17 protein-coding genes are annotated in these 19,546 nt (G+C 70.8%); 16 read left to right on the plus strand and 1 reads right to left on the minus strand.

Going from position 1 to position 19,546, the window contains the following annotated elements; all coding sequences use genetic code 11:
• The first annotated feature begins 5 nt into the window (after window positions 1–5).
• The 15 genes from rpe (at window position 6) to pyk (ending at window position 17,322) form a co-directional block, all read left to right on the plus strand.
• The gene (gene rpe, locus IR212_RS08255) at window positions 6–701 is read left to right on the plus strand and encodes a ribulose-phosphate 3-epimerase (RefSeq protein WP_194398417.1); all 696 of its coding nucleotides are present in this window, start codon (window positions 6–8) and stop codon (window positions 699–701) included.
• A 50-nt stretch (window positions 702–751) separates the two neighbouring features.
• Entirely contained in the window at window positions 752–1,015 is a 264-nt protein-coding gene (locus IR212_RS08260) for a phosphoribosyl-ATP diphosphatase (protein ID WP_194398418.1), read from the plus strand.
• Between the two features lie 40 nt (window positions 1,016–1,055).
• Window positions 1,056–1,898: an ATP phosphoribosyltransferase gene (gene hisG, locus IR212_RS08265; protein WP_194398419.1), complete on the plus strand. Its 843-nt coding sequence runs from the start codon at window positions 1,056–1,058 to the stop codon at window positions 1,896–1,898.
• Complete coding sequence (hisF, locus tag IR212_RS08270) at window positions 1,898–2,671, plus strand: imidazole glycerol phosphate synthase subunit HisF (RefSeq protein ID WP_194398420.1); 774 nt, start codon at window positions 1,898–1,900, stop codon at window positions 2,669–2,671. Before hisG ends, hisF begins: the two co-directional genes overlap by 1 nt.
• Entirely contained in the window at window positions 2,668–3,033 is a 366-nt protein-coding gene (hisI, locus tag IR212_RS08275; RefSeq protein WP_194398421.1) for a phosphoribosyl-AMP cyclohydrolase, read from the plus strand. The genes hisF and hisI overlap by 4 nt, the downstream gene beginning before the upstream one ends.
• A gap of 29 nt (window positions 3,034–3,062) precedes the next feature.
• Window positions 3,063–4,910, plus strand: coding sequence for a cell wall-binding repeat-containing protein (locus tag IR212_RS08280; RefSeq protein ID WP_194398422.1), 1,848 nt, complete (start codon window positions 3,063–3,065; stop codon window positions 4,908–4,910).
• A gap of 10 nt (window positions 4,911–4,920) precedes the next feature.
• A complete protein-coding gene (locus IR212_RS08285; protein ID WP_337907631.1) occupies window positions 4,921–5,535 on the plus strand; it encodes a Trp biosynthesis-associated membrane protein in 615 nt (204 codons plus the stop codon).
• Between the two features lie 52 nt (window positions 5,536–5,587).
• Window positions 5,588–5,818, plus strand: a complete 231-nt coding sequence (locus IR212_RS08290) for a DUF6704 family protein (protein ID WP_194398423.1) — start codon at window positions 5,588–5,590, stop codon at window positions 5,816–5,818.
• Window positions 5,819–5,820: 2 nt separating this feature from the next.
• Window positions 5,821–6,597, plus strand: a complete 777-nt coding sequence (gene trpC / locus IR212_RS08295) for an indole-3-glycerol phosphate synthase TrpC (protein WP_194398424.1) — start codon at window positions 5,821–5,823, stop codon at window positions 6,595–6,597.
• Entirely contained in the window at window positions 6,594–7,859 is a 1,266-nt protein-coding gene (gene trpB, locus IR212_RS08300) for a tryptophan synthase subunit beta (RefSeq protein ID WP_194398425.1), read from the plus strand. The genes trpC and trpB overlap by 4 nt, the downstream gene beginning before the upstream one ends.
• Window positions 7,856–8,650, plus strand: a complete 795-nt coding sequence (trpA, locus tag IR212_RS08305) for a tryptophan synthase subunit alpha (RefSeq protein ID WP_194398426.1) — start codon at window positions 7,856–7,858, stop codon at window positions 8,648–8,650. Before trpB ends, trpA begins: the two co-directional genes overlap by 4 nt.
• A 54-nt stretch (window positions 8,651–8,704) precedes the next feature.
• Window positions 8,705–9,676: a prolipoprotein diacylglyceryl transferase gene (gene lgt / locus IR212_RS08310; RefSeq protein ID WP_194398427.1), complete on the plus strand. Its 972-nt coding sequence runs from the start codon at window positions 8,705–8,707 to the stop codon at window positions 9,674–9,676.
• A gap of 78 nt (window positions 9,677–9,754) precedes the next feature.
• On the plus strand, window positions 9,755–14,362 hold the full coding sequence (gene gltB / locus IR212_RS08315; RefSeq protein ID WP_420488621.1) for a glutamate synthase large subunit: 4,608 nt from the start codon (window positions 9,755–9,757) through the stop codon (window positions 14,360–14,362).
• Window positions 14,355–15,821 carry a glutamate synthase subunit beta gene (locus IR212_RS08320; RefSeq protein WP_194398428.1) on the plus strand — a complete coding sequence of 489 codons (1,467 nt, stop codon included), beginning with the start codon at window positions 14,355–14,357 and terminating at the stop codon, window positions 15,819–15,821. Before gltB ends, IR212_RS08320 begins: the two co-directional genes overlap by 8 nt.
• Window positions 15,822–15,870: 49 nt before the next feature.
• Window positions 15,871–17,322, plus strand: coding sequence for a pyruvate kinase (gene pyk / locus IR212_RS08325; RefSeq protein ID WP_194398429.1), 1,452 nt, complete (start codon window positions 15,871–15,873; stop codon window positions 17,320–17,322).
• Window positions 17,323–17,325: 3 nt separating this feature from the next.
• Here pyk and IR212_RS08330 read toward each other — a convergent pair whose 3' ends face one another.
• Entirely contained in the window at window positions 17,326–18,951 is a 1,626-nt protein-coding gene (locus IR212_RS08330; protein WP_228479550.1) for a RecQ family ATP-dependent DNA helicase, read from the minus strand.
• A gap of 147 nt (window positions 18,952–19,098) precedes the next feature.
• Here IR212_RS08330 and IR212_RS08335 point away from each other — a divergent pair, with 147 nt between their 5' ends.
• Window positions 19,099–19,488 carry an SHOCT domain-containing protein gene (locus IR212_RS08335; RefSeq protein ID WP_194398430.1) on the plus strand — a complete coding sequence of 130 codons (390 nt, stop codon included), beginning with the start codon at window positions 19,099–19,101 and terminating at the stop codon, window positions 19,486–19,488.
• Window positions 19,489–19,546: the final 58 nt, after the last annotated feature.

Consider the following 19,546-nt stretch of genomic DNA (forward strand, 5'->3'; position numbering starts at 1 on the left):
GAGCCGTGCTCCCGAACGACGAGACCGGCCGCGCGGGCGGCATCCGCATCAACCCCAGCATCCTGGCCGCCGACTTCGTCAACATGCAGGCGGAGCTGGCCCGGATCGCCACCGCGGACTTCGTGCACGTCGACGTCATGGACAACCACTTCGTGCCCAACCTCACGTTCGGGCCGCAGATGGTCGAGCGCATCCAGGCCACCAGCCCGGTGCCGCTGGACGTGCATCTCATGATCACCGACCCCGACCGCTGGGCACCGGGCTACGCGGAGCTGGGGGCCGCCTCGGTCACGTTCCACCTCGAGGCCGCGACCGAGCCGGTCGCGCTGGCCCGCCGGCTGCGCGGCATCGGCGCCCGCGCCGGTGTCGCGGTGAAGCCCGCCACGCCCGTGGAGAGCCTCTTCGACCTGCTCGAGGACTTCGACCAGATCCTCGTCATGACCGTCGAACCGGGTTTCGGCGGGCAGTCCTTCATGCCCGAGACCATGCCCAAGCTGCGCCGGCTGGCCGACGAGGCGCACCGGCGCCGGTCCTCGGTGTGGCTGCAGGTCGACGGCGGGATCGGCGAGAGCACCATCGCCCAGGCCGCCGAGGCGGGCGCCGATACGTTCGTCGCCGGATCCGCGGTGTTCGGCGCCGGCGACCCGGCCGGCGCGATCATCGGATTGCGCGAGGCGGCCGCCGCCCACCACGTGCACTGACCGCGGTCACGCGTCGGCGAGGCATCCCGCCCGGACGGTACGCTGGCGTGGTGAAGACGTTCGACGCGCTGTACGCCGAGCTCGCCGCGAAAGCAGCCGAGCGCCCCGAGGGGTCGGGCACCGTCGCACAGCTGGACGCGGGCGTCCACGCGATCGGCAAGAAGATCGTCGAGGAGGCCGCCGAGGTCTGGATGGCGGCCGAGTACGAGTCGGCGGATGCCGCAGCCGAGGAGATCTCGCAGCTGCTGTACCACCTCCAGGTGCTGATGCTCGCGAAGGGGCTGACCCTCGAAGACGTCTACCGACATCTCTGAGCGCGCGCCCCCGTCCGCCCTCGAACCGAAAGCCCCGCCCATGCTGCGAATCGCCGTGCCCAACAAGGGCTCGCTCGCCGAGACCGCCTCTGAGATGCTCCACGAAGCCGGCTACATCGGTCGGCGCGACCCCAAGGACCTTCACGTCATCGACCCTGAGAACGAGGTCGAGTTCTTCTACCTGCGCCCCAAGGACATCGCCACCTACGTCGGCTCCGGCGCGCTGGACGTCGGGATCACCGGCCGCGACCTGCTGCTCGATGCCCGCATGCCGGGTGCGCGAGAGGTCGAGGCCCTCGGCTTCGGGGACTCGACATTCCGCTTCGCGGGGCCGCCCGGACGGTTCGCCGACGTCGAGGACCTGCAGGGCTTCCGCGTCGCGACGGCCTACCCCGGGCTCGTCGACGCGTTCCTCGACGATCGCGGCGTCGCGGTCGACCTGGTGCCGCTGGACGGTGCGGTCGAGTCGGCCGTGCGGCTCGGCGTGGCCGACGCCGTCGCCGACGTCGTCTCGACCGGCACCACGCTGCGCCAGGCGGGACTGGAGATCTTCGGCCCGGTGCTGCTGCAGTCCGAGGCGGTCCTGATCACATCGCCCACCCAGGCGGAGGGCACCGGCACCCTGCTCCGTCGCCTCCGCGGCGTGATGGTCGCGCGGCGGTACGTGATGGTCGACTACGACCTCCCGGCCGAGCTGGTGGATGACGCCGTCAAGATCGCCCCCGGCATCGAGTCGCCGACGATCTCGCCGCTGCGCGACCCCGCGTGGGTCGCGGTGCGCGTCATGGTCGCCCGGAAGGGTGTGAACCAGGTGATGGACGCGCTCTACGCGATCGGCGCCCGCGCCATCCTCGTCACGGCGATCCACAACGCGAGGCTCTGATGGGCCTGGTCTGCCGCGTCATCCCGTGTCTCGACGTCGCCGCCGGCCGCGTCGTGAAGGGCGTCAACTTCCAGAATCTGCGCGACATGGGCGATCCCGTCGAGCTCGCACGGGAGTACTTCCGCCAGGGCGCCGACGAGATCACGTTCCTCGACGTGACCGCGACGGTCGACGAGCGCTCCACCACCTACGACGTCGTGCGACGCACCGCCGAAGAGGTCTTCATCCCGCTCACCGTCGGCGGTGGCGTCCGCTCGGCGGATGACGTCGCCCGCCTCCTCTCCGTCGGCGCCGACAAGATCGGCGTCAACTCGGCCGCGATCGCCCGCCCGCCGCTGCTCGACGAGATCGCCGACCGGTTCGGCGCGCAGGTGCTGGTGCTGTCGCTGGACGTCAAGCGCTCGCCGGAGACGGAGTCCGGCTTCGTGGTGACCACGCACGGCGGCCGCACCGAGACCACGCTGGACGCACTCGCGTGGGCGCGCGAGGCCATCGAGCGGGGCGCGGGCGAGCTGCTGGTGAACTCGATCGACGCCGACGGCACAAAGCAGGGCTTCGACCTGGAGCTGGTCGGCCTGATGCGGGAACTGTCCAGCGTGCCCGTGATCGCCTCGGGCGGCGCGGGCAATGCCGCCCACTTCGGCCCCGCCATCGCTGCGGGCGCCGACGCCGTGCTCGCGGCATCCGTCTTCCACTCCGGCCAGCTCACCGTCGGGGACGTCAAGTCCGCCATGATGGCAGAGGGCATCGCGGTACGAGAGGTGGCGGCATGAGCGACACGGTCGACGAGCGGATCGGGCGGGTGAGGTTCGACCGCGACGGCCTGGTCGCGGCGATCATCCAGCAGTGGGACACCCGGGAGGTGCTCATGCTCGGATGGATGGATGCCGAGGCCCTGCGCCGCACGCTCACCGAGGGCCGGGTCACCTTCTGGTCCCGGTCGCGCCAGGAGTACTGGCGCAAGGGTGACACGTCCGGCCACATCCAGCTCGTCCGCGGCGCGCGGCTGGACTGCGACGGCGACGCGGTGCTGATCGAGGCCGAGCAGGTCGGCCCCGCCTGCCACACCGGCACGCGGACGTGCTTCGACGCGGACGACCTGGAGCCGGTGACCCAGTTGAGCGGTGCGAAGTGAGGTCGGCGCGTCGCCACCGCTTCGTCGCTGTGGCGCTGGCCGCAGTTCTCACCGTGGCGGGGCTGCAGCTGGCGGCCCCGACGGACGCGGCCGTCGCCGCGACGGCGACCGCCGATCGCATCGCCGGCGGTGACCGCTATGAGACGGCCGCGCGCATCAGCGCCTCGACGTTCGCCCCCGGACCGCCGTTGGTCTACGTCGCCAGCGGCACCAGCTTCCCCGACGCGCTGGCCGGTGCCGCTGCAGCAGCCGCCCAGGGGGCGCCGGTGCTGCTGACGGCGCAGAACGACCTGCCCGGTTCGACGATCGCGGAACTGCGCCGACTTCAGCCGGCCCGCATCGTGGTGCTCGGCGGCGAAGCGGCCGTCTCTCCGCTCGTCGTCGACGGTCTGCAGGAGCTCACTCCGACCGAGGTCACGAGGATCGCCGGCGCCGACCGGTTCGAGACTGCCGCACTGATCAGCCAGGCGATCTATCCGGCGGGAGCGTCCACCGTCTACCTCGCCAGCGGAGGCCTGTTCCCCGATGCGCTGTCGGCCGGTCCGGTCGCGGGCCGTGACGCGGCCCCCATCCTGCTGACCCAGGGGGCGCTCCTGCCCCCGGTGGTCGAAGAGGCGCTGCTCCGGCTGCGCCCGAGCCGGATCATCGCCATGGGCGGCCCGAATGCGCTCTCCGACGCGGTGCTCGACAGTGCGCGCGCGCTCACCGGTGCGACCGTCGAACGCGTCGCGGGCGACGACCGGTTCGGCACCGCCGCCGCCATCAGCGCTCGCGCCTACTCGGCGGGCGCGGCGACCGTGTTCCTCGCCAGCGGCGGGGACTTCCCCGACGCGCTCGCCGGTGCCGCTGCTGCACGCGGCATCCCGATCCTCCTCGCCGGGCGGGATTCCATCCCCGGGCCGACAGCCGCCGAGCTGATCCGCCTGCGTCCCGGCCGGGTCGTGCTGCTGGGCGGTCCGCAGGCGCTCTCCGAAACGGTGCGCGAACAGGCCGCGATCGTCGCGACCACACTGCCGCAGGCGACGGGCGGGCGGCTCACCCGTGACACCGAGGTCCCGGCGGGCGCGTGCCTGGCGTCGCCGGGCGCGGCCTACAGTCTGTGCGTGCGCACCGACATCGGTGTCGGCGTCTTCCGCGGCCAGACGCCGCTGTGGACCTCCGGCACGACGGACCCGGGCGTGCGCGCGCTGCGCATCCGATCCGATGGCAACGCCGTGCTGTACACGAGGGACGGGCGGATCGCGTGGCAGTCCAGTACTGCGGGCACCGCAGCCACCGGACTGGACGTGCAGGACGACGGCGACGTGATGCTGCGCACGGCGACCGGTGCGATCGTGTGGTCGACCATGACCGGCACATCCTCGCCCCAGTGGCGGCTGCCGTTCGCGTCCGGCCAGCGATGGTCGGCGGGTGCGCCACACGCCAACTCGGGCGGCACCGTCGGCGCCCGGGGGGCACTGGACTTCGGTCCCCGCGCGGGCGGCGACCGCAGGGTGCTGTCGATCGCGGACGGCACGGTCTACCGGGTGCAGTGCGCATCCGGCTCGTACCTCGGGATCAACCATGCCAACGGGTGGCAGTCCACCTACTACCACCTGGTCAACTACCAGGACCACCTCGTCGGTCAGTTCGTGCCCGCGGGCACATACCTCGGCGACGTCGGCCGGACCGTTCCCTGCGGCGGCGGTGCGACGTTCGACCACGTGCACCTGGTGATCCGCCGGGCCGGGAGCCCCGTCTCGGTCGAGGGGGTCCGGTTCGGCGGCTACACGGTCCGCAGTTCGGGCACCGATTACTGGGGCTACTGGAACGACGCCGCCGGGAACCGCGTCGTGACCGCGAACGGCGGCGCTGCCTGCTGCCTGGTCGCACCGTGAGGTCGAGCGCGTGAGGCTGCGTCGTTCCCGTCTGATCGCCGTGGGTGCGATGGTGCTGTGCGGGGCCGTCGGCGTCATCTCGTCGACGCAGACGTGGCTGACCGTCGTCCTGCGCGACGGCGCCCAGGATCAGCTCGACGTCCCCGGCGCGTCGGCGATCCCGGTCCTGGCCCCCCTCAGCCTGGCCGTGCTCGCGCTGGGGGCCGCGCTGTCGATCGTGGGCCTGGTCCTCCGCTACCTCTTCGGCACGCTCGCCCTGCTCATCGCGGCAGCCCTCACAGTGCTCACCGCCCCCGTCGTCTTCGCACCGCCGATCACGGCGGTCGCCTCGGTCGTCACGCAGTCGACCGGCATCGCCGGCGAGGCATCCGTCGCCCGGCTCATCGCGGCCATCGGAACCACCCCCTGGCCCGCCGTGAGCCTCGTGACCTGGGCGGTCCTGTTCGCGACGGGGGTCTTCGTCCTCGCCACCGCCCACACCTGGCCGCGCAGCGGGCGCCGGTACCGCACCGACGACACCGCAGCATCGTCGGCGCCCTCCGGGGCGCGACCTCATGACGCGGCCGGATCGCGCGCCATCGACGATTGGGACGACCTGTCGCGTGGCCAGGACCCGACCGCCTGACCGCTAGACTGGCGGTATTCCGCGCTTCCCAGGCTTCACCGAGGAGACATCCATGAGCAACAACATCGGCGACCCCGGCCACGGACACTCGCCCGCCGCCTGGACGGCCGTCGTGATCATGCTCGTCGCGGTCTCCCTCGGCACCCTCTTCTTCTTTCTGGACATCCCCGCCCTGGTATGGGCGTCGGCGGCCCTGCTGGTCGTCGGCCTCATCGTGGGCTGGGCGATGGCCAAGGCGGGCTACGGCGTCGGCGGTTCGAAGTACACCGCGAAAGAGCACTGAGCATGCTCGCCGACCTGACGGCCGGCGCGGTGGAGGACGCCGAGGCCCGCGCCTCGGAGCGGCCCCTGGCTGCGGTCGAGACGGCGGCGCTCGCGCAGCGTCCCGCACTCGACGTGCTCGCCGCCCTCGCACCTGCTGACCGCGTGAAGATCATCGCCGAAGTCAAGCGGGCCAGCCCGTCCCGCGGCGACCTCGCCGCCATCCCCGATCCCGCGCTGCAGGCCCGCCGGTACGAGGAGGGCGGGGCATCCGCGATCTCGGTCCTGACCGAGGGGCGGCGCTTCAAGGGCAGCCTCGCCGATCTCGAGGCGGTCAAGTCCGCCGTGACCCTTCCGGTGCTGCGCAAGGACTTCATCGCGACCGAGTACCAGGTACTCGAGGCGCGGGCCTCCGGCGCGGATCTCGTGCTGCTCATCGTCGCGGCCCTCGAGCAGGACGCACTGTCGCGCCTGTACGCCCTGACCGGCGAGCTCGGGATGACCGCACTCGTCGAGACCCACAGCGCGGACGAGGTGGACCGCGCGGTCGACCTCGGCGCCGCGGTGATCGGCGTCAACGCACGCGACCTGTCCACCTTCGAGCTCGACCGCGACCTGTTCGGACGGCTCGCCGAGCGCATCCCCGCCGGCACGGTGAAGATCGCGGAGTCGGCCGTCATGGTCCCCGCCGATGTGGCGCACTATCGCGCTGCCGGCGCCGACGTGGTGCTGGTCGGCGAGGCGCTCGTGACCAACGATCCCGTGTCCACCCTGCGCGCATTCCTGGAGGCCGGCGCATGAGTCTTCGTGAGGCTCCCGGGCCGCTGTTCGGCGAGTTCGGCGGGCGGTACATGCCCGAATCGCTCATCGCGGCGATCGACGAACTGACAGCCGAGTACGAGGCGGCCAAGGCCGATCCCGCGTTCCAGGCGGAGTTCGTGCGTCTGCTGCACTCGTACGCCGGCCGCCCGTCGCCGATCACCGAGGTGCCGCGGTTCGCCGCGCACGCCGGCGGAGCCCGGGTGTTCCTCAAGCGCGAGGACCTCAATCACACCGGCTCCCACAAGATCAACAACGTGCTCGGCCAGGCGCTGCTCACCAAGCGCCTGGGCAAGACGCGCGTGATCGCCGAGACCGGGGCCGGCCAGCACGGCGTGGCGACGGCGACGGCGGCGGCGCTGTTCGGGTTCGACTGCACCATCTACATGGGCGAGGTCGACACCGAGCGCCAGGCGCTCAACGTCGCCCGCATGCGCCTGCTGGGCGCCGAGGTCGTGCCGGTGAAGACCGGCTCGCGCACCCTCAAGGACGCCATCAACGACGCCTACCGCGACTGGGTCGCCACTGTCGAGACGACGAACTACATCTTCGGCACGGCGGCGGGCCCGCACCCGTTCCCGGCGATGGTCAGGGACTTCCAGAAGGTCATCTCGGAGGAGGCGCGTGCCCAGCTGCTCGAGGAGGCCGGACGCCTCCCCGACGCGGTGATGGCCTGCGTCGGCGGCGGCTCAAACGCGATCGGCATGTTCGACGCCTTCCTCGACGACGACGGCGTGAAGCTCTACGGCGTGGAGGCAGCCGGCGACGGGGTCGACACGCCGCGTCACGCGGCGTCGATCGAGCGCGGCCGGCCGGGTGTGCTGCACGGCGCGAAGACGTTCGTGCTTCAGGACGAGGACGGCCAGACGGTCGAGTCGCACTCCATCTCGGCGGGCCTGGACTACCCGGGCGTCGGCCCCGAGCACGCGTGGCTCGCCTCGATCGGCCGCGCCGAGTACATCCCCGCGACCGACGATGAGGCGATGCAGGCGCTGCGGCTGCTCTCCGAGACGGAGGGCATCATCCCCGCCATCGAGTCGGCGCACGCGCTCGCGGGCGCACTGCGCATCGGCCGGGAGCTCGGCCCCGACGCGATCATCGCGATCTGCCTCTCCGGCCGCGGCGACAAGGACATGGACACCGCCGCACGCTATTTCGAGCTGTACGACGAGGGCACAGACCTCGCCGCCGCCGCGTCCGCGCCGCACGAGGATGCCGCAAAGGGCGAGGGGGAGAAGCTGTGAGCTCGCGGGTCGCCGCAGCGATCGACGCCGCTCACGCCGCGGGCCGCGGAGCCTTCGTCGGCTACCTCCCGCTCGGATACCCCGACCTCGAGACGAGCATCGAGGCCGCCGTCACGCTCGCCGACTGCGGTGCCGACGTGCTCGAGCTCGGGCCGCCCTACTCGGACCCGGTGATGGACGGCACCGTGATCCAGGAGGCGACCCAGGAGGCCCTGGCCCGCGGCTTCCGCATGCGCGACACCTTCACCGCGGTGCGGGAGATCACCCGGCGGGTGGACGTCCCCGTCCTCGTCATGACGTACTGGAATCCCGTCCTGCAGTACGGCGTGGATCGTTACGCGGACGATCTCCGCGAGGCCGGGGGAGCGGGACTCATCACCCCCGACATCACCCCGGACGCGGCCTCGGAGTGGATCGCCGCCAGCGAGCGCACCGGCCTCGACCGCGTCTTCCTCGCCGCGCCGACCTCCACCGACGAGCGCCTCGCGCTCATCGTGCGCGCGTCCACGGGCTTCGTCTACACCGTCTCGACGATGGGGATCACCGGAGAGCGCGCCGAGCTGGATGCCGCGGCGCGCGGTCTCGTCGCGCGCCTGCGCGAGCACGGCACAGCGCACGCGTGCGTGGGCATCGGCATCTCCAACCCCGAGCAGGTCGCCGGCGTGCTCGAGTACGCCGACGGCGCGATCGTCGGGACGGCGCTCGTCCGCGCGCTTAGAGAGGGCGGCCTGGAGGAGCTCGGACGCACCGCCCGCGCCCTCGCCGCAGGAACCGCGCGGAGCGCGAACTAGAATCTCAAGGTCGGCCGTCGCCGCCACCCCCTCCAGCAAGGACACGGTTCACCCATGATCAACGCCGCCGCGAGCGTCGTCGCCAGCATCCCGAGCCCGGAGATCAGCTACTTCGACCTGGGCCCCCTGCGGATCCACATCTACGCGCTGTGCATCATCACGGGCATCATCGTCGCGGTCCTGTGGACCAATGCGCGCCTGACCAAGCGCGGTGCGGAGCCGTGGGTCGTCATCGACATCTCGCTGCTGGCCGTGCCGCTGGCGATCATCGCCGCCCGCATCTATCACGTCCTCACCCACTGGAGCTTCTACTTCGGCGAGGGCGCCGATCCGATCTCGGCGCTCTACATCTGGGAGGGCGGCATCGCGATCTACGGCGCCCTCATCGGGGGTGCCATCGGCGCCTGGCTCGGGTGCCGCTGGACCGGCATCCGCTTCTGGACCTTCGCCGACGCCCTCGCGCCGGGTCTGCTGCTGGCGCAGGCCATCGGCCGCTTCGGCAACTGGTTCAACCAGGAGCTGTACGGCCTGCCCACGGACGTGCCCTGGGGGCTCGAGATCGACTATCCCAACCCGGCATGGCCCATCGGGCTGGCCGAAGGCACGCTGTTCCACCCCACCTTCCTGTACGAGGTGATCTGGAACGTGGCGGGCGTCGTCTTCCTGGTCGTCGTCGGCCGCGCGCTTCGTCTGCAATGGGGCCGGCTGTTCGCGCTGTACCTCGTCTGGTACAGCGCCGGGCGCATCGTGTGGGAGTCGATCCGCGTCGATCCGAGCGAGATCATCCTGGGCCTTCGCACCAACGTGTGGGCGGCGATCCTCGGCGTGCTCCTCGGGCTCGCGATCTTCTTCATCCAGAAGCGCCGCCACCCCGGTCTGGAGCCGTCGCCCTATGTGTCCGGCCGCGAGTGGAAGGCCGGACAGGCTGTACAATCGCAGGACACCGACGACTTCGTCGACGTCAGCGAACCCCCGACGTCCGAAGTCGACGGGGTCAGCGCCACAAGCACCCCTGCCACGAAATAACGCGCTCCTCTCCCCGAGACCAGAGCGCGCCCGGGCCGACGTCGTCCCATCTTGAGTATCAACGTGAGGACGGTAGGTATGGCTTCGAGCCCCCGTCATGGCACCTCCGCCGAGGTGAGCACCCCCGCATCGTCGGGCCAGGCCGGCTTTCCCCAGAAGCAGGGCATGTACAACCCCGCGTTCGAGAAGGACGCGTGCGGGCTGGCGATGGTCGCGACGCTGCGCGGCCGGGCCGGCCACGACATCATCGACCTCGCGCTGACCGCGCTGCGCAACCTCGAGCATCGCGGGGCCATCGGCTCCGACGCGGGCACCGGCGACGGCGCGGGTATCCTCACGCAGATGCCGGATGCGTTCCTGCGCGCTGTCGTCGACTTCGAGCTGCCGCCCGTCGGCGAGTACGCCGCCGGAATGGTGTTCCTCCCGCGCGACGACGAGGCGCGCGAGGCTCAGAAGGCGGGGATCGAGCGGATCGCGGCATCCGAGAACCTGACCGTTCTCGGCTGGCGCGAGGTGCCCACCGCCGAGGAGAACCTCGGCAAGCTCGCCTTCCAGGCGCGGCCGGTGTTCGAGCAGCTCTTCGTGTCTCGGCCGGCGAACGGCGACGCACCGGCGCTCTCGGGAATCGCCCTGGATCGGCGCACCTTCCGCCTGCGCAAGCGCGCCCGCACCGAGCTGGACGCCTACTTCGTGTCGCTGTCGGCGCGCACACTGGGCTACAAGGGCATGGTGACGACGCTCCAGCTCGAGCCGTTCTACCCCGACCTGCAGGACGAGCGCTTCGCGTCCGAGCTGGCCGTCGTCCACTCCCGCTACTCGACCAACACCTTCCCGTCGTGGCCGCTCGCGCAGCCGCTGCGGATGCTGGCTCACAACGGCGAGATCAACACGGTCAACGGCAACCGCAACTGGATGCGGGCCCGCCAGTCCCAGCTCGAGTCGGAGCTCCTCGGAGACATCCGCCCGCTGCTGCCGATCTGCACGCAAGGCGCCAGCGATTCCGCGTCCTTCGACGAGGTGCTCGAGCTCCTCACCCTCACCGGCCGCAGCCTGCCCCACGCCATCATGATGATGGTCCCCGAGGCGTACGAGAAGCAGGCCGACATCGACCCGAAGCTGCGCGCCTTCTACGAGTTCCACTCCATGCAGATGGAGCCGTGGGACGGCCCGGCCGCGCTGATCTTCACCGACGGCACGCTGGTCGGCGCCACCCTCGACCGCAACGGCCTGCGCCCGGGGCGGTGGACCGAGACCACCGACGGCCTCATCGTCATCGGCTCCGAGACCGGCGTGCTCGACTTCGAGCCCGAGCGCATCAAGCGTCGCGGCCGGCTGCGGCCGGGCCGCATGTTCCTCGTCGACACCGCGCAGCGCCGCATCATCGAGGACGACGAGATCAAGGCCGAGCTCGCCGACATGGAACCGTGGCAGGAGTGGCTCGACACGGGTCGCGTGCGGCTTGCCGATCTGCCCGAGCGTGAGCACATCGTCCACCCGATCGCCTCCATCACGCGCCGGCAGCGGACCTTCGGGTACACCGAGGAGGAGGTCAAGATCCTCCTCGCCCCGATGGGGCAGACCGGTGCGGAGCCGCTCGGCGCGATGGGGTCCGACACGCCGGTCGCCGTGCTCAGCGAACGGCCGAGGCTGCTGTTCGACTACTTCACGCAGCAGTTCGCCCAGGTGACCAACCCGCCGCTGGACTCGATCCGCGAGGAGGTCGTGACCTCCCTCTCGCTCGGCCTCGGCCCGGAGCGCAACCTGCTGGAGTGGGGGCCCGGCCACACCCGCGTGGTGACCCTGGACTTCCCGGTGATCGACAACGACGAGCTCGCCAAGATCCAGCACATCGACACCGCGCTGCCCGGCCGCACCTCGGTCACCATCCGCGGCCTGTACCGCGTGGAGGCCGGGCACAAGGGGATGCGCAAGCGCCTCGAGCAGATGTGCGAGGAGGTCGACCAGGCCATCGAGGACGGCGCCGAGTTCATCGTCCTGTCCGACCGCGACTCCAACAAGGACCTCGCGCCGATCCCGTCGCTGCTCATGCTGGCCGCGGTGCACCACCACCTCATCCGCAAGCAGACCCGCATGAAGTGCGGTCTCGTCGTCGAGGCGGGCGACGTGCGCGAGGTGCACCACATCGCGACGCTCATCGGCTACGGCGCATCGGCGGTGAACCCGTACCTGGCCATGGAGACCGTGGAGTACCTGGTGCGGGCCGGGATGATCACCGGGCTCACGCCGCAGAAGGCCGTCAAGAACCTGATCTACGCGCTCGGCAAGGGCGTGCTGAAGATCATGTCGAAGATGGGCATATCGACCGTGTCGTCTTACGCCGGCGCCCAGGTGTTCGAAGCGGTGGGCCTGTCGCAGGAGTTCGTCGACACCTACTTCACCGGCACCGAGTCCAAGCTCGGCGGAGTCGGACTCGACGTGATCGCGGCCGAGAACGCCGCACGGCACGCGTACGCGTACCCCGAGGACGCCGCCGTGCGCGCGCACGAGCGGCTCTGGACCGGCGGCGAGTACCAGTGGCGCCGCGACGGCTCGCCGCACCTGTTCAACCCCGACACGGTCTTCCGCCTGCAGCACTCGACGCGGACCCGCCGTTACGACATCTTCCGCGAGTACACCAAGCTCGTCGACGACCAGGCGAACGAGCTGAAGACGCTGCGGGGCCTGTTCGCCCTGAAGACCGAGGGACGCACGCCGGTGCCGATCGACGAGGTCGAGCCCGTGTCGTCGATCGTCAAGCGGTTCTCGACCGGCGCGATGAGCTACGGCTCGATCTCCAAGGAGGCGCACGAGACGCTCGCGATCGCGATGAACCGCATCGGCGGCAAATCGAACACCGGCGAGGGCGGCGAGGACGTCGATCGTCTGCTCGATCCCGAGCGCCGCAGCTCGATCAAGCAGGTCGCCTCCGGGCGCTTCGGCGTCACCAGCCTCTACCTGACCGAGTCGGACGACATCCAGATCAAGCTCGCACAGGGTGCCAAGCCGGGCGAGGGCGGTCAGCTGCCCCCGACCAAGGTGTACCCGTGGGTGGCGCGCACGCGCCACGCGACCGCCGGGGTCGGGCTCATCTCGCCCCCGCCGCACCACGACATCTACTCGATCGAGGACCTCAAGCAGCTGATCTTCGATCTGAAGCGCGCGAACCCGGGCGCCCGGGTGCACGTGAAGCTCGTGAGCCAGTCCGGCATCGGCGCGGTCGCCGCGGGCACCGCCAAGGCCCTGGCCGACGTCATCCTCGTCTCGGGCCACGACGGCGGCACGGGCGCGAGCCCGCTGAACTCGCTCAAGCACGCCGGCACCCCATGGGAGCTCGGCCTGGCTGAGACCCAGCAGACGCTCATGCTCAACGGCATGCGCGACCGGGTGGTCGTCCAGGTCGACGGCCAGCTGAAGACCGGCCGCGACGTCATCATCGGCGCGCTGCTGGGCGCCGAGGAGTTCGGCTTCGCCACCGCACCTCTGGTCGTGTCGGGCTGCATCATGATGCGGGTGTGCCACCTCGACACGTGCCCGGTCGGCGTGGCCACGCAGAACCCGACGCTGCGCGCGCGCTTCAACGGCAAGCCCGAGTTCGTCGTGAACTTCATGGAGTTCATCGCGGAGGAGGTGCGCGAGTACCTGGCCGAGCTGGGCTTCCGCTCGCTCGACGAGGCGATCGGCCGCAGCGACCTGCTGGACGTGGACGGGGCGGTGCGCCATTGGAAGGCGAACGGCCTCGACCTCGGCCCGGTGCTCGCCGGTCCGGTCTTCGCCGAAGACGAGCCGCGCCGGAACACCGCACAGCAGAAGCACGAGCTCGACGAGCACTTCGACGTGGCCCTGCTCGAGCGCGCGCAGGACGTCGTCGCGCACGGCGGCCACGTCACCATCGACCTGCCCATTCGCAACACCGAGCGGGCGGTCGGCACGCTGCTCGGCCACCACGTCACGCGTGCGCACGGCGAGAACGGCCTGCCCTCGGGCAGCATCGTCGTGAACCTGACCGGGTCCGCGGGGCAGTCGTTCGGCGCGTTCATGCCGGCGGGAATCACGCTGCGCCTGGAGGGCGACTCGAACGACTACGTCGGCAAGGGCCTGTCGGGGGGTCAGATCGTGGTGCGCCCGCCGCGGGGCGCCACTTTCGACGCCTCGAAGAACGTCATCGCCGGCAACGTGATCGGCTACGGGGCCACCCAGGGCACGCTCTTCCTGCGCGGGGTCGTGGGGGAGCGGTTCTTCGTGCGCAACTCCGGTGCGACGGCCGTCGTCGAAGGTGTGGGCGACCACGCACTGGAGTACATGACCGGTGGTCTCGCGGTCATCCTCGGCGCAACGGGCCGCAACCTCGGGGCCGGCATGTCGGGGGGAACGGCCTACGTGTACCGGCTCGACCGCAAGCTCGTGAACCGTGAAGCACTCGCCAGCGGGGAGCTCGTCCTCGGCGAGCTCGGCTCGGGCGACGCAGAGATCCTCCGCGACCTGCTCGAGCAGCACGTCGCCGAGACCGAATCGACTCTCGCCCAGGCGCTCCTCGACGACTTCGAGGCTGAGCTGGCGAACTTCGTCCGGGTGCTGCCGCGCGACTACGCCGCTGTGCTGCAGACCCGCCAGGCCGCCGTCGCGGAGGGGCTCGACCCCGACGGCGACGTCGTCTGGAACCGCATCCTGGAGGTGACGGGTGGCTGACCCGAAAGGCTTTCTGAAGGTCACCGAGCGCGAGCTGCCGCCGCGGCGCCCGGTGCCGGTGCGCATCATGGACTGGAAAGAGGTCTATGAGCCCGGTGACGCCGCGGTGATCCGCCGGCAGGCCGGCCGTTGCATGGACTGCGGTGTGCCCTTCTGCCACAAGGGCTGCCCGCTGGGCAACCTCATCCCGGAGTGGAACGACCTGACGTGGCGCGGCGAGGGACGCGCCGCCAGCGAGCGGCTGCACGCCACCAACAACTTCCCCGAATTCACCGGACGGCTATGCCCGGCGCCGTGCGAGAGCTCGTGCGTGCTCGGCATCAACCAGCCCGCCGTCACCATCAAGCAGGTCGAGGTCTCGATCGCCGACGAGGCGTTCGCGAACGGGTGGATCGAGCCGGAGCCCCCGGGGCGACTCACCGGCAAGACCGTCGCCGTCGTCGGCTCCGGTCCGGCAGGGCTCGCCGCCGCACAGCAGCTCACCCGCGCCGGCCACACCGTCGCGGTGTTCGAGCGGGACGACCGCATCGGCGGCCTGCTGCGGTACGGCATCCCCGACTTCAAGATGGAGAAGAAGCACCTCGAGATGCGCCTGCGCCAGATGCAGGACGAGGGCACGCGGTTCCGCGCCGGGGTGGAGATCGGCAAGGACATCTCGTGGTCCGACCTCCGCGCCCGGTACGACGCCGTGGTCATCGCGACCGGAGCGACGGTGCCGCGGGAGCTTCCGATCCCCGGACGGGACCTCGCCGGTGTGCACTTCGCCATGGAGTACCTCGTGGAGTCCAACAAGGCCGTGGCCGGCGACGCGGTGCCGAACCAGATCACCGCGAAGGGCAAGCACGTCGTGGTCATCGGCGGCGGCGACACCGGCGCCGACTGCATCGGGACCGCGCACCGCCACGGCGCGCTGAGCGTGACGAACCTCGCGATCGGACGGCGACCCCCCGGCGAACGGCCGGAGCACCAGCCGTGGCCGATGACGCCGACCGTCTTCGAGGTGCAGTCCGCCCACGAGGAGGGAGGAGAGCGCTCCTACCTGGCCTCCACGGTGGAGTTCCTCGCCAACGGCGCGGGAGAGGTGCGCGCGCTGCGCGTCGCCGAGACCGAGTTCGTCGACGGCCGACGCGTCCCCAAGAGCGGCACCGAGCGCGAGATCCCGGCCGACCTCGTCCTCATCGCGATGGGTTTCACCGGCCCGGAGCGCAACCTCCTCGAGGAGCAGCTGGGCGCGCGGTTCACCGAGCGCGGCAGTGTGCGCCGCGAGGACGACTACCAGACGACCGCCCCGGGCGTGTTCGTGGCCGGCGACGCCGGGCGCGGTCAGTCGCTCATCGTGTGGGCGATCGCGGAGGGCCGGGCGGCCGCCGCGAGCGTCGACCGGTACCTCATGGGCGAGACGGAGCTGCCCGCTCCGGTGCGCCCCACGGATGTCGCCATCGGACTGCAGCCCGCGTAGGCTGGCCGAGGCATTCGCCAATCCCACCCCAACCCGGAGACACCAACGGATGAGACGCGCGAAGATCGTCGCCACCCTGGGTCCGGCCACATCGACGTATGAGATGGTCCGCGCGATCATCGATGCCGGTGTGGACGTCGCCCGCTTCAACCTGAGCCACGGGGACTACTCGGTCCACGACAGCAACTTCGCCAACGTGCGCAAGGCCGCGGACGACGCCGGCCGCGCCGTCGCGATCCTCGTCGACCTGCAGGGCCCGAAGATCCGCCTCGGCAAGTTCGAGAACGGTCCCCACGAGCTGGCCGCCGGCGACATCTTCAAGATCACCACCGAGGACATCCTCGGCACCAAGGACATCGTGGGCACCACCTTCAAGGGGCTGCCGCAGGACGTCAACCCCGGCGACTTCCTGCTGATCGACGACGGCAAGGTGCGCGTGAAGGTCCTCGAGACCGACGGCACCGTCGTCACGACGGAGGTCGTCGTGGGCGGCGCCGTGTCCAACAACAAGGGCATCAACCTGCCCGGCGTGGCGGTGAACGTCCCCGCGCTGTCCGAGAAAGACGAGGCGGACCTGCGGTGGGGCCTCCGCGCGGGTGCCGACATCATCGCGCTGTCGTTCGTGCGCGACGCCAAGGACGTCCAGCGCGTCCACGTCATCATGGCCGAAGAGGGACGCCACGTCCCGGTCATCGCCAAGATCGAGAAGCCGCAGGCCGTCGACAACCTCGAAGAGATCATCGACGCGTTCGACGGCATCATGGTCGCCCGTGGCGACCTCGCCGTCGAGCTGCCGCTGGAAGCGGTGCCGATCGTGCAGAAGCGGGCGGTGGAGCTCTGCCGTCGCATGGCCAAGCCGGTCATCGTCGCCACGCAGATGCTCGAGTCCATGACGCACTCGCCGGTGCCGACGCGCGCCGAGGCCTCCGACGTCGCCAACGCGGTCCTCGACGGCGCAGACGCGGTGATGCTGTCGGGGGAGACGAGCGTGGGCGAGTACCCCGTCGTCACCGTCGAGACCATGGCCCGCATCATCGACTCCACCGAGGAGCACGGCCTCGAGCGCATCCTGCCGCTCACCACGAAGCCGCGCACCCAGGGAGGGGCGATCACCCTGGCCGCCCTGGAGGTCGCCGAGTTCGTCGAGGCGAAGTTCCTCTGCATCTTCACCGAGTCCGGCGACACCGCGCGGCGCATGTCGCGCCTGCGCCCCCGCATCCCGATGATCGGGTTCACGCCCGAGCCCGGCATCCGCCGACGCATGGCGGTGACGTGGGGCGTCCAGTCGGCACTCGTCGAGCACGTCGCGCACACCGACCGCATGTTCATCCAGGTCGACGATCACCTGCTGTCCAACGATCTGGCCAAGGTGGGCGACAAGGTCGTGGTGATCTCCGGCTCGCCTCCCGGGATCATCGGGTCGACCAACGACATCCGCATCCACAAGGTGGGCGACGCCGTTCACGGCAAGGCCCCCATCTACAAGTCCGGCGAGCTCTGAGCGTCAGCCCACGAGGCTGAGCAGTTCGTTCTCGATGACGGTGTCGAGGGCGAGCGTCTTGTAACCCTGTTCCCCGAAGAACACGGTGAGACGGTCGCCCTCCACCGCCGAGACGGCGCCGCGTCCCCACTCGGTGTGCTCGACCTCGGCGCCGGGTGGGAACGGCGCGCGCGACTCGTCCCGCACGTCATCCTGTGCGGTACCGGCCCGGCACGTGTCGCAGTGCCCGCACGGTTCGTCCGGATCCTCGCCGAAGTACCGCAGCAGCGCCCGGCGGCGGCAGTCCCGCGTCTCGGCGTACCGGCGCATCACCTCCAGCCGCGACTGCTCGATCCGTTCGCGCCGCTCCGATGCCTCTGCGGCGAGGGCGGCCGCTTCGGACGCCGGAACGGATGCCGCCGCCACCGCCCCGCGGCGGCCGACGCGCACGACGCCGCCTTCCACGAGCAGGTTGACGAGGTGGGTGGCGCGCCTGGGCGCGACCCCGAGCGTCTCGGCGAGCGCCTTCGTCGCCACCGGCCGGTCGGCTGCGACGATCGCGCCGTAGGTCGCAGCGAGCGCGTCGAGGTCGACGCTGCGCGAGACGAAGTACTTGCGGATGCCGAGATCCTCCGCGCGATAGAAGAGAGTGGCGGCAGCGGCCTTGCCGTCGCGGCCGGAGCGTCCGATCTCCTGGTAGTAGGCGTCGAGGGACTCGGGCACCGACGCGTGGATCACGAAGCGCACATCCGGCTTGTCGATCCCCATCCCGAATGCGTTCGTCGCGACGACGAGGTCGACGTCGTTCTCGAGGAAGGCGCGGTGCGTGTCCTCGCGATCCGCCTTCGGCATGCCGGCGTGGTACACGCGGACCCGCCGGCCGCGTTCGGCGAGCGCCGCGGCGTACTCCTCGGCTTCGCGGCGCGTCGCCGTGTAGAGCAGCCCGGAGCCGGTCGTCGCGGCGGCGAGTTCGAGGACGTCGCCGCGCTTCTCATCGGCCGTGACGGCGCGGCGCACCGTGAGGTCGATGTTGGGGCGGTCGACGCCGCGGACGACGATGACGGCGTCGTGCAGCCGGAGCCGCTCGGCGATCTCGACGCGGACCGGCTCGGCTCCGGTGGCGGTGAGCGCGGCGATCGGCGGGGCGCCGAGTCGCTCGCGAACGGTGCCGAGGCGCAGGTAGTCGGGACGGAAGTCGTGTCCCCAGCTCGCGACGCAGTGCGCCTCGTCGACTGCGAGCAGTCCCACACCGATCTCCCGCAGCCGGTCGACCACGTCGTCTTTCGCCAGCTGCTCCGGTGTCAGGAACACGTACCGGACGGCTCCCGCCCGGAGGTCCTGCCACAGGCCGGCGGCGGCGCGCTCACCGAGCGTCGAATTCAGCACCGCTCCCCGCGGCGCGCCGGCGACGGCCGCCAGCTGCGCGACCTGGTCGTCCTGCAGGGCGATGAGCGGCGACACCACGACGGTGAGGCCGTCGCGCAGCGCGCCGGCCAGCTGGTAGACCGCTGACTTGCCGGCGCCGGTCGGCAGGACGACGATCGCGTCGCGGCCCGCGACCAGCGACTCGATCGCCTCCGGCTGCCCGTCCCGCAACGCCTCCCAGCCGAAGGTCTCGCGGGCGGCGCGGGTGATGGCGGAATGGGGCATGCCGGTCCTCGCTGTTCGTCGTGGAGCGGCCATCCTCGCATCGGGATCGGATGCGTCCCGCGGGGTTGACACGCCCGGCAGACGCCTACGCCGGCGCCGGTCGGGCGCTACGCTGTCGCCACCACACCTCGCTGACAGGAGGACGCCGTGTTCTTCAACGACTTCATCTGGTTCCTGCTCTGGAGCTTCTACTTCATCGCCTACCTCTATGTGGTGATCGTGATCATCACCGACCTCTTCCGCGACGACCAGCTCAACGGCTGGATGAAGGCGCTGTGGATCATCCTCCTGGTCTTCGTGCCGTTCCTCACCGCGCTCATCTACGTGATCGCGCGAGGCAAGGGGATGGCGGAGCGCGCGCAGGCGGCGCGCGGGGGAGTGGTGCCCGAGTCGGACGACTACCGTCCGGCGGCCTCCACGAGTCCCGCCGAAGACATCGCCAAGGCCAAGGCGCTGCTCGACGCCGGCACCATCAGCCAAGGCGAGTTCGACGCTCTCAAGAGCAAGGCGCTGGGCAACCAGTACTTCGGCGCGTAGAGCCGACAACACAAGAGCGGATGCCTCGGGTCGAGGCATCCGCTCTTCTGTCTGCCCG

The organism is Microbacterium atlanticum (genome assembly GCF_015277815.1).
Taxonomy (GTDB): Bacteria; Actinomycetota; Actinomycetes; order Actinomycetales; family Microbacteriaceae; genus Microbacterium; species Microbacterium atlanticum.

Bases quoted from the DNA above. Each gene is read 5' to 3' on its own strand.
- hisG (WP_194398419.1), top strand. From the start codon at position 1,056: ATGCTGCGAATCGCCGTGCCCAACAAGGGCTCGCTCGCCGAGACCGCC.
- hisF (WP_194398420.1), top strand. From the start codon at position 1,898: ATGGGCCTGGTCTGCCGCGTCATCCCGTGTCTCGACGTCGCCGCCGGC.
- hisI (WP_194398421.1), top strand. From the start codon at position 2,668: ATGAGCGACACGGTCGACGAGCGGATCGGGCGGGTGAGGTTCGACCGC.
- IR212_RS08290 (WP_194398423.1), top strand. From the start codon at position 5,588: ATGAGCAACAACATCGGCGACCCCGGCCACGGACACTCGCCCGCCGCC.
- trpC (WP_194398424.1), top strand. From the start codon at position 5,821: ATGCTCGCCGACCTGACGGCCGGCGCGGTGGAGGACGCCGAGGCCCGC.
- trpB (WP_194398425.1), top strand. From the start codon at position 6,594: ATGAGTCTTCGTGAGGCTCCCGGGCCGCTGTTCGGCGAGTTCGGCGGG.
- lgt (WP_194398427.1), top strand. From the start codon at position 8,705: ATGATCAACGCCGCCGCGAGCGTCGTCGCCAGCATCCCGAGCCCGGAG.
- gltB (WP_420488621.1), top strand. From the start codon at position 9,755: ATGGCTTCGAGCCCCCGTCATGGCACCTCCGCCGAGGTGAGCACCCCC.
- pyk (WP_194398429.1), top strand. From the start codon at position 15,871: ATGAGACGCGCGAAGATCGTCGCCACCCTGGGTCCGGCCACATCGACG.
- IR212_RS08330 (WP_228479550.1), bottom strand. From the start codon at position 18,951: ATGCCCCATTCCGCCATCACCCGCGCCGCCCGCGAGACCTTCGGCTGG.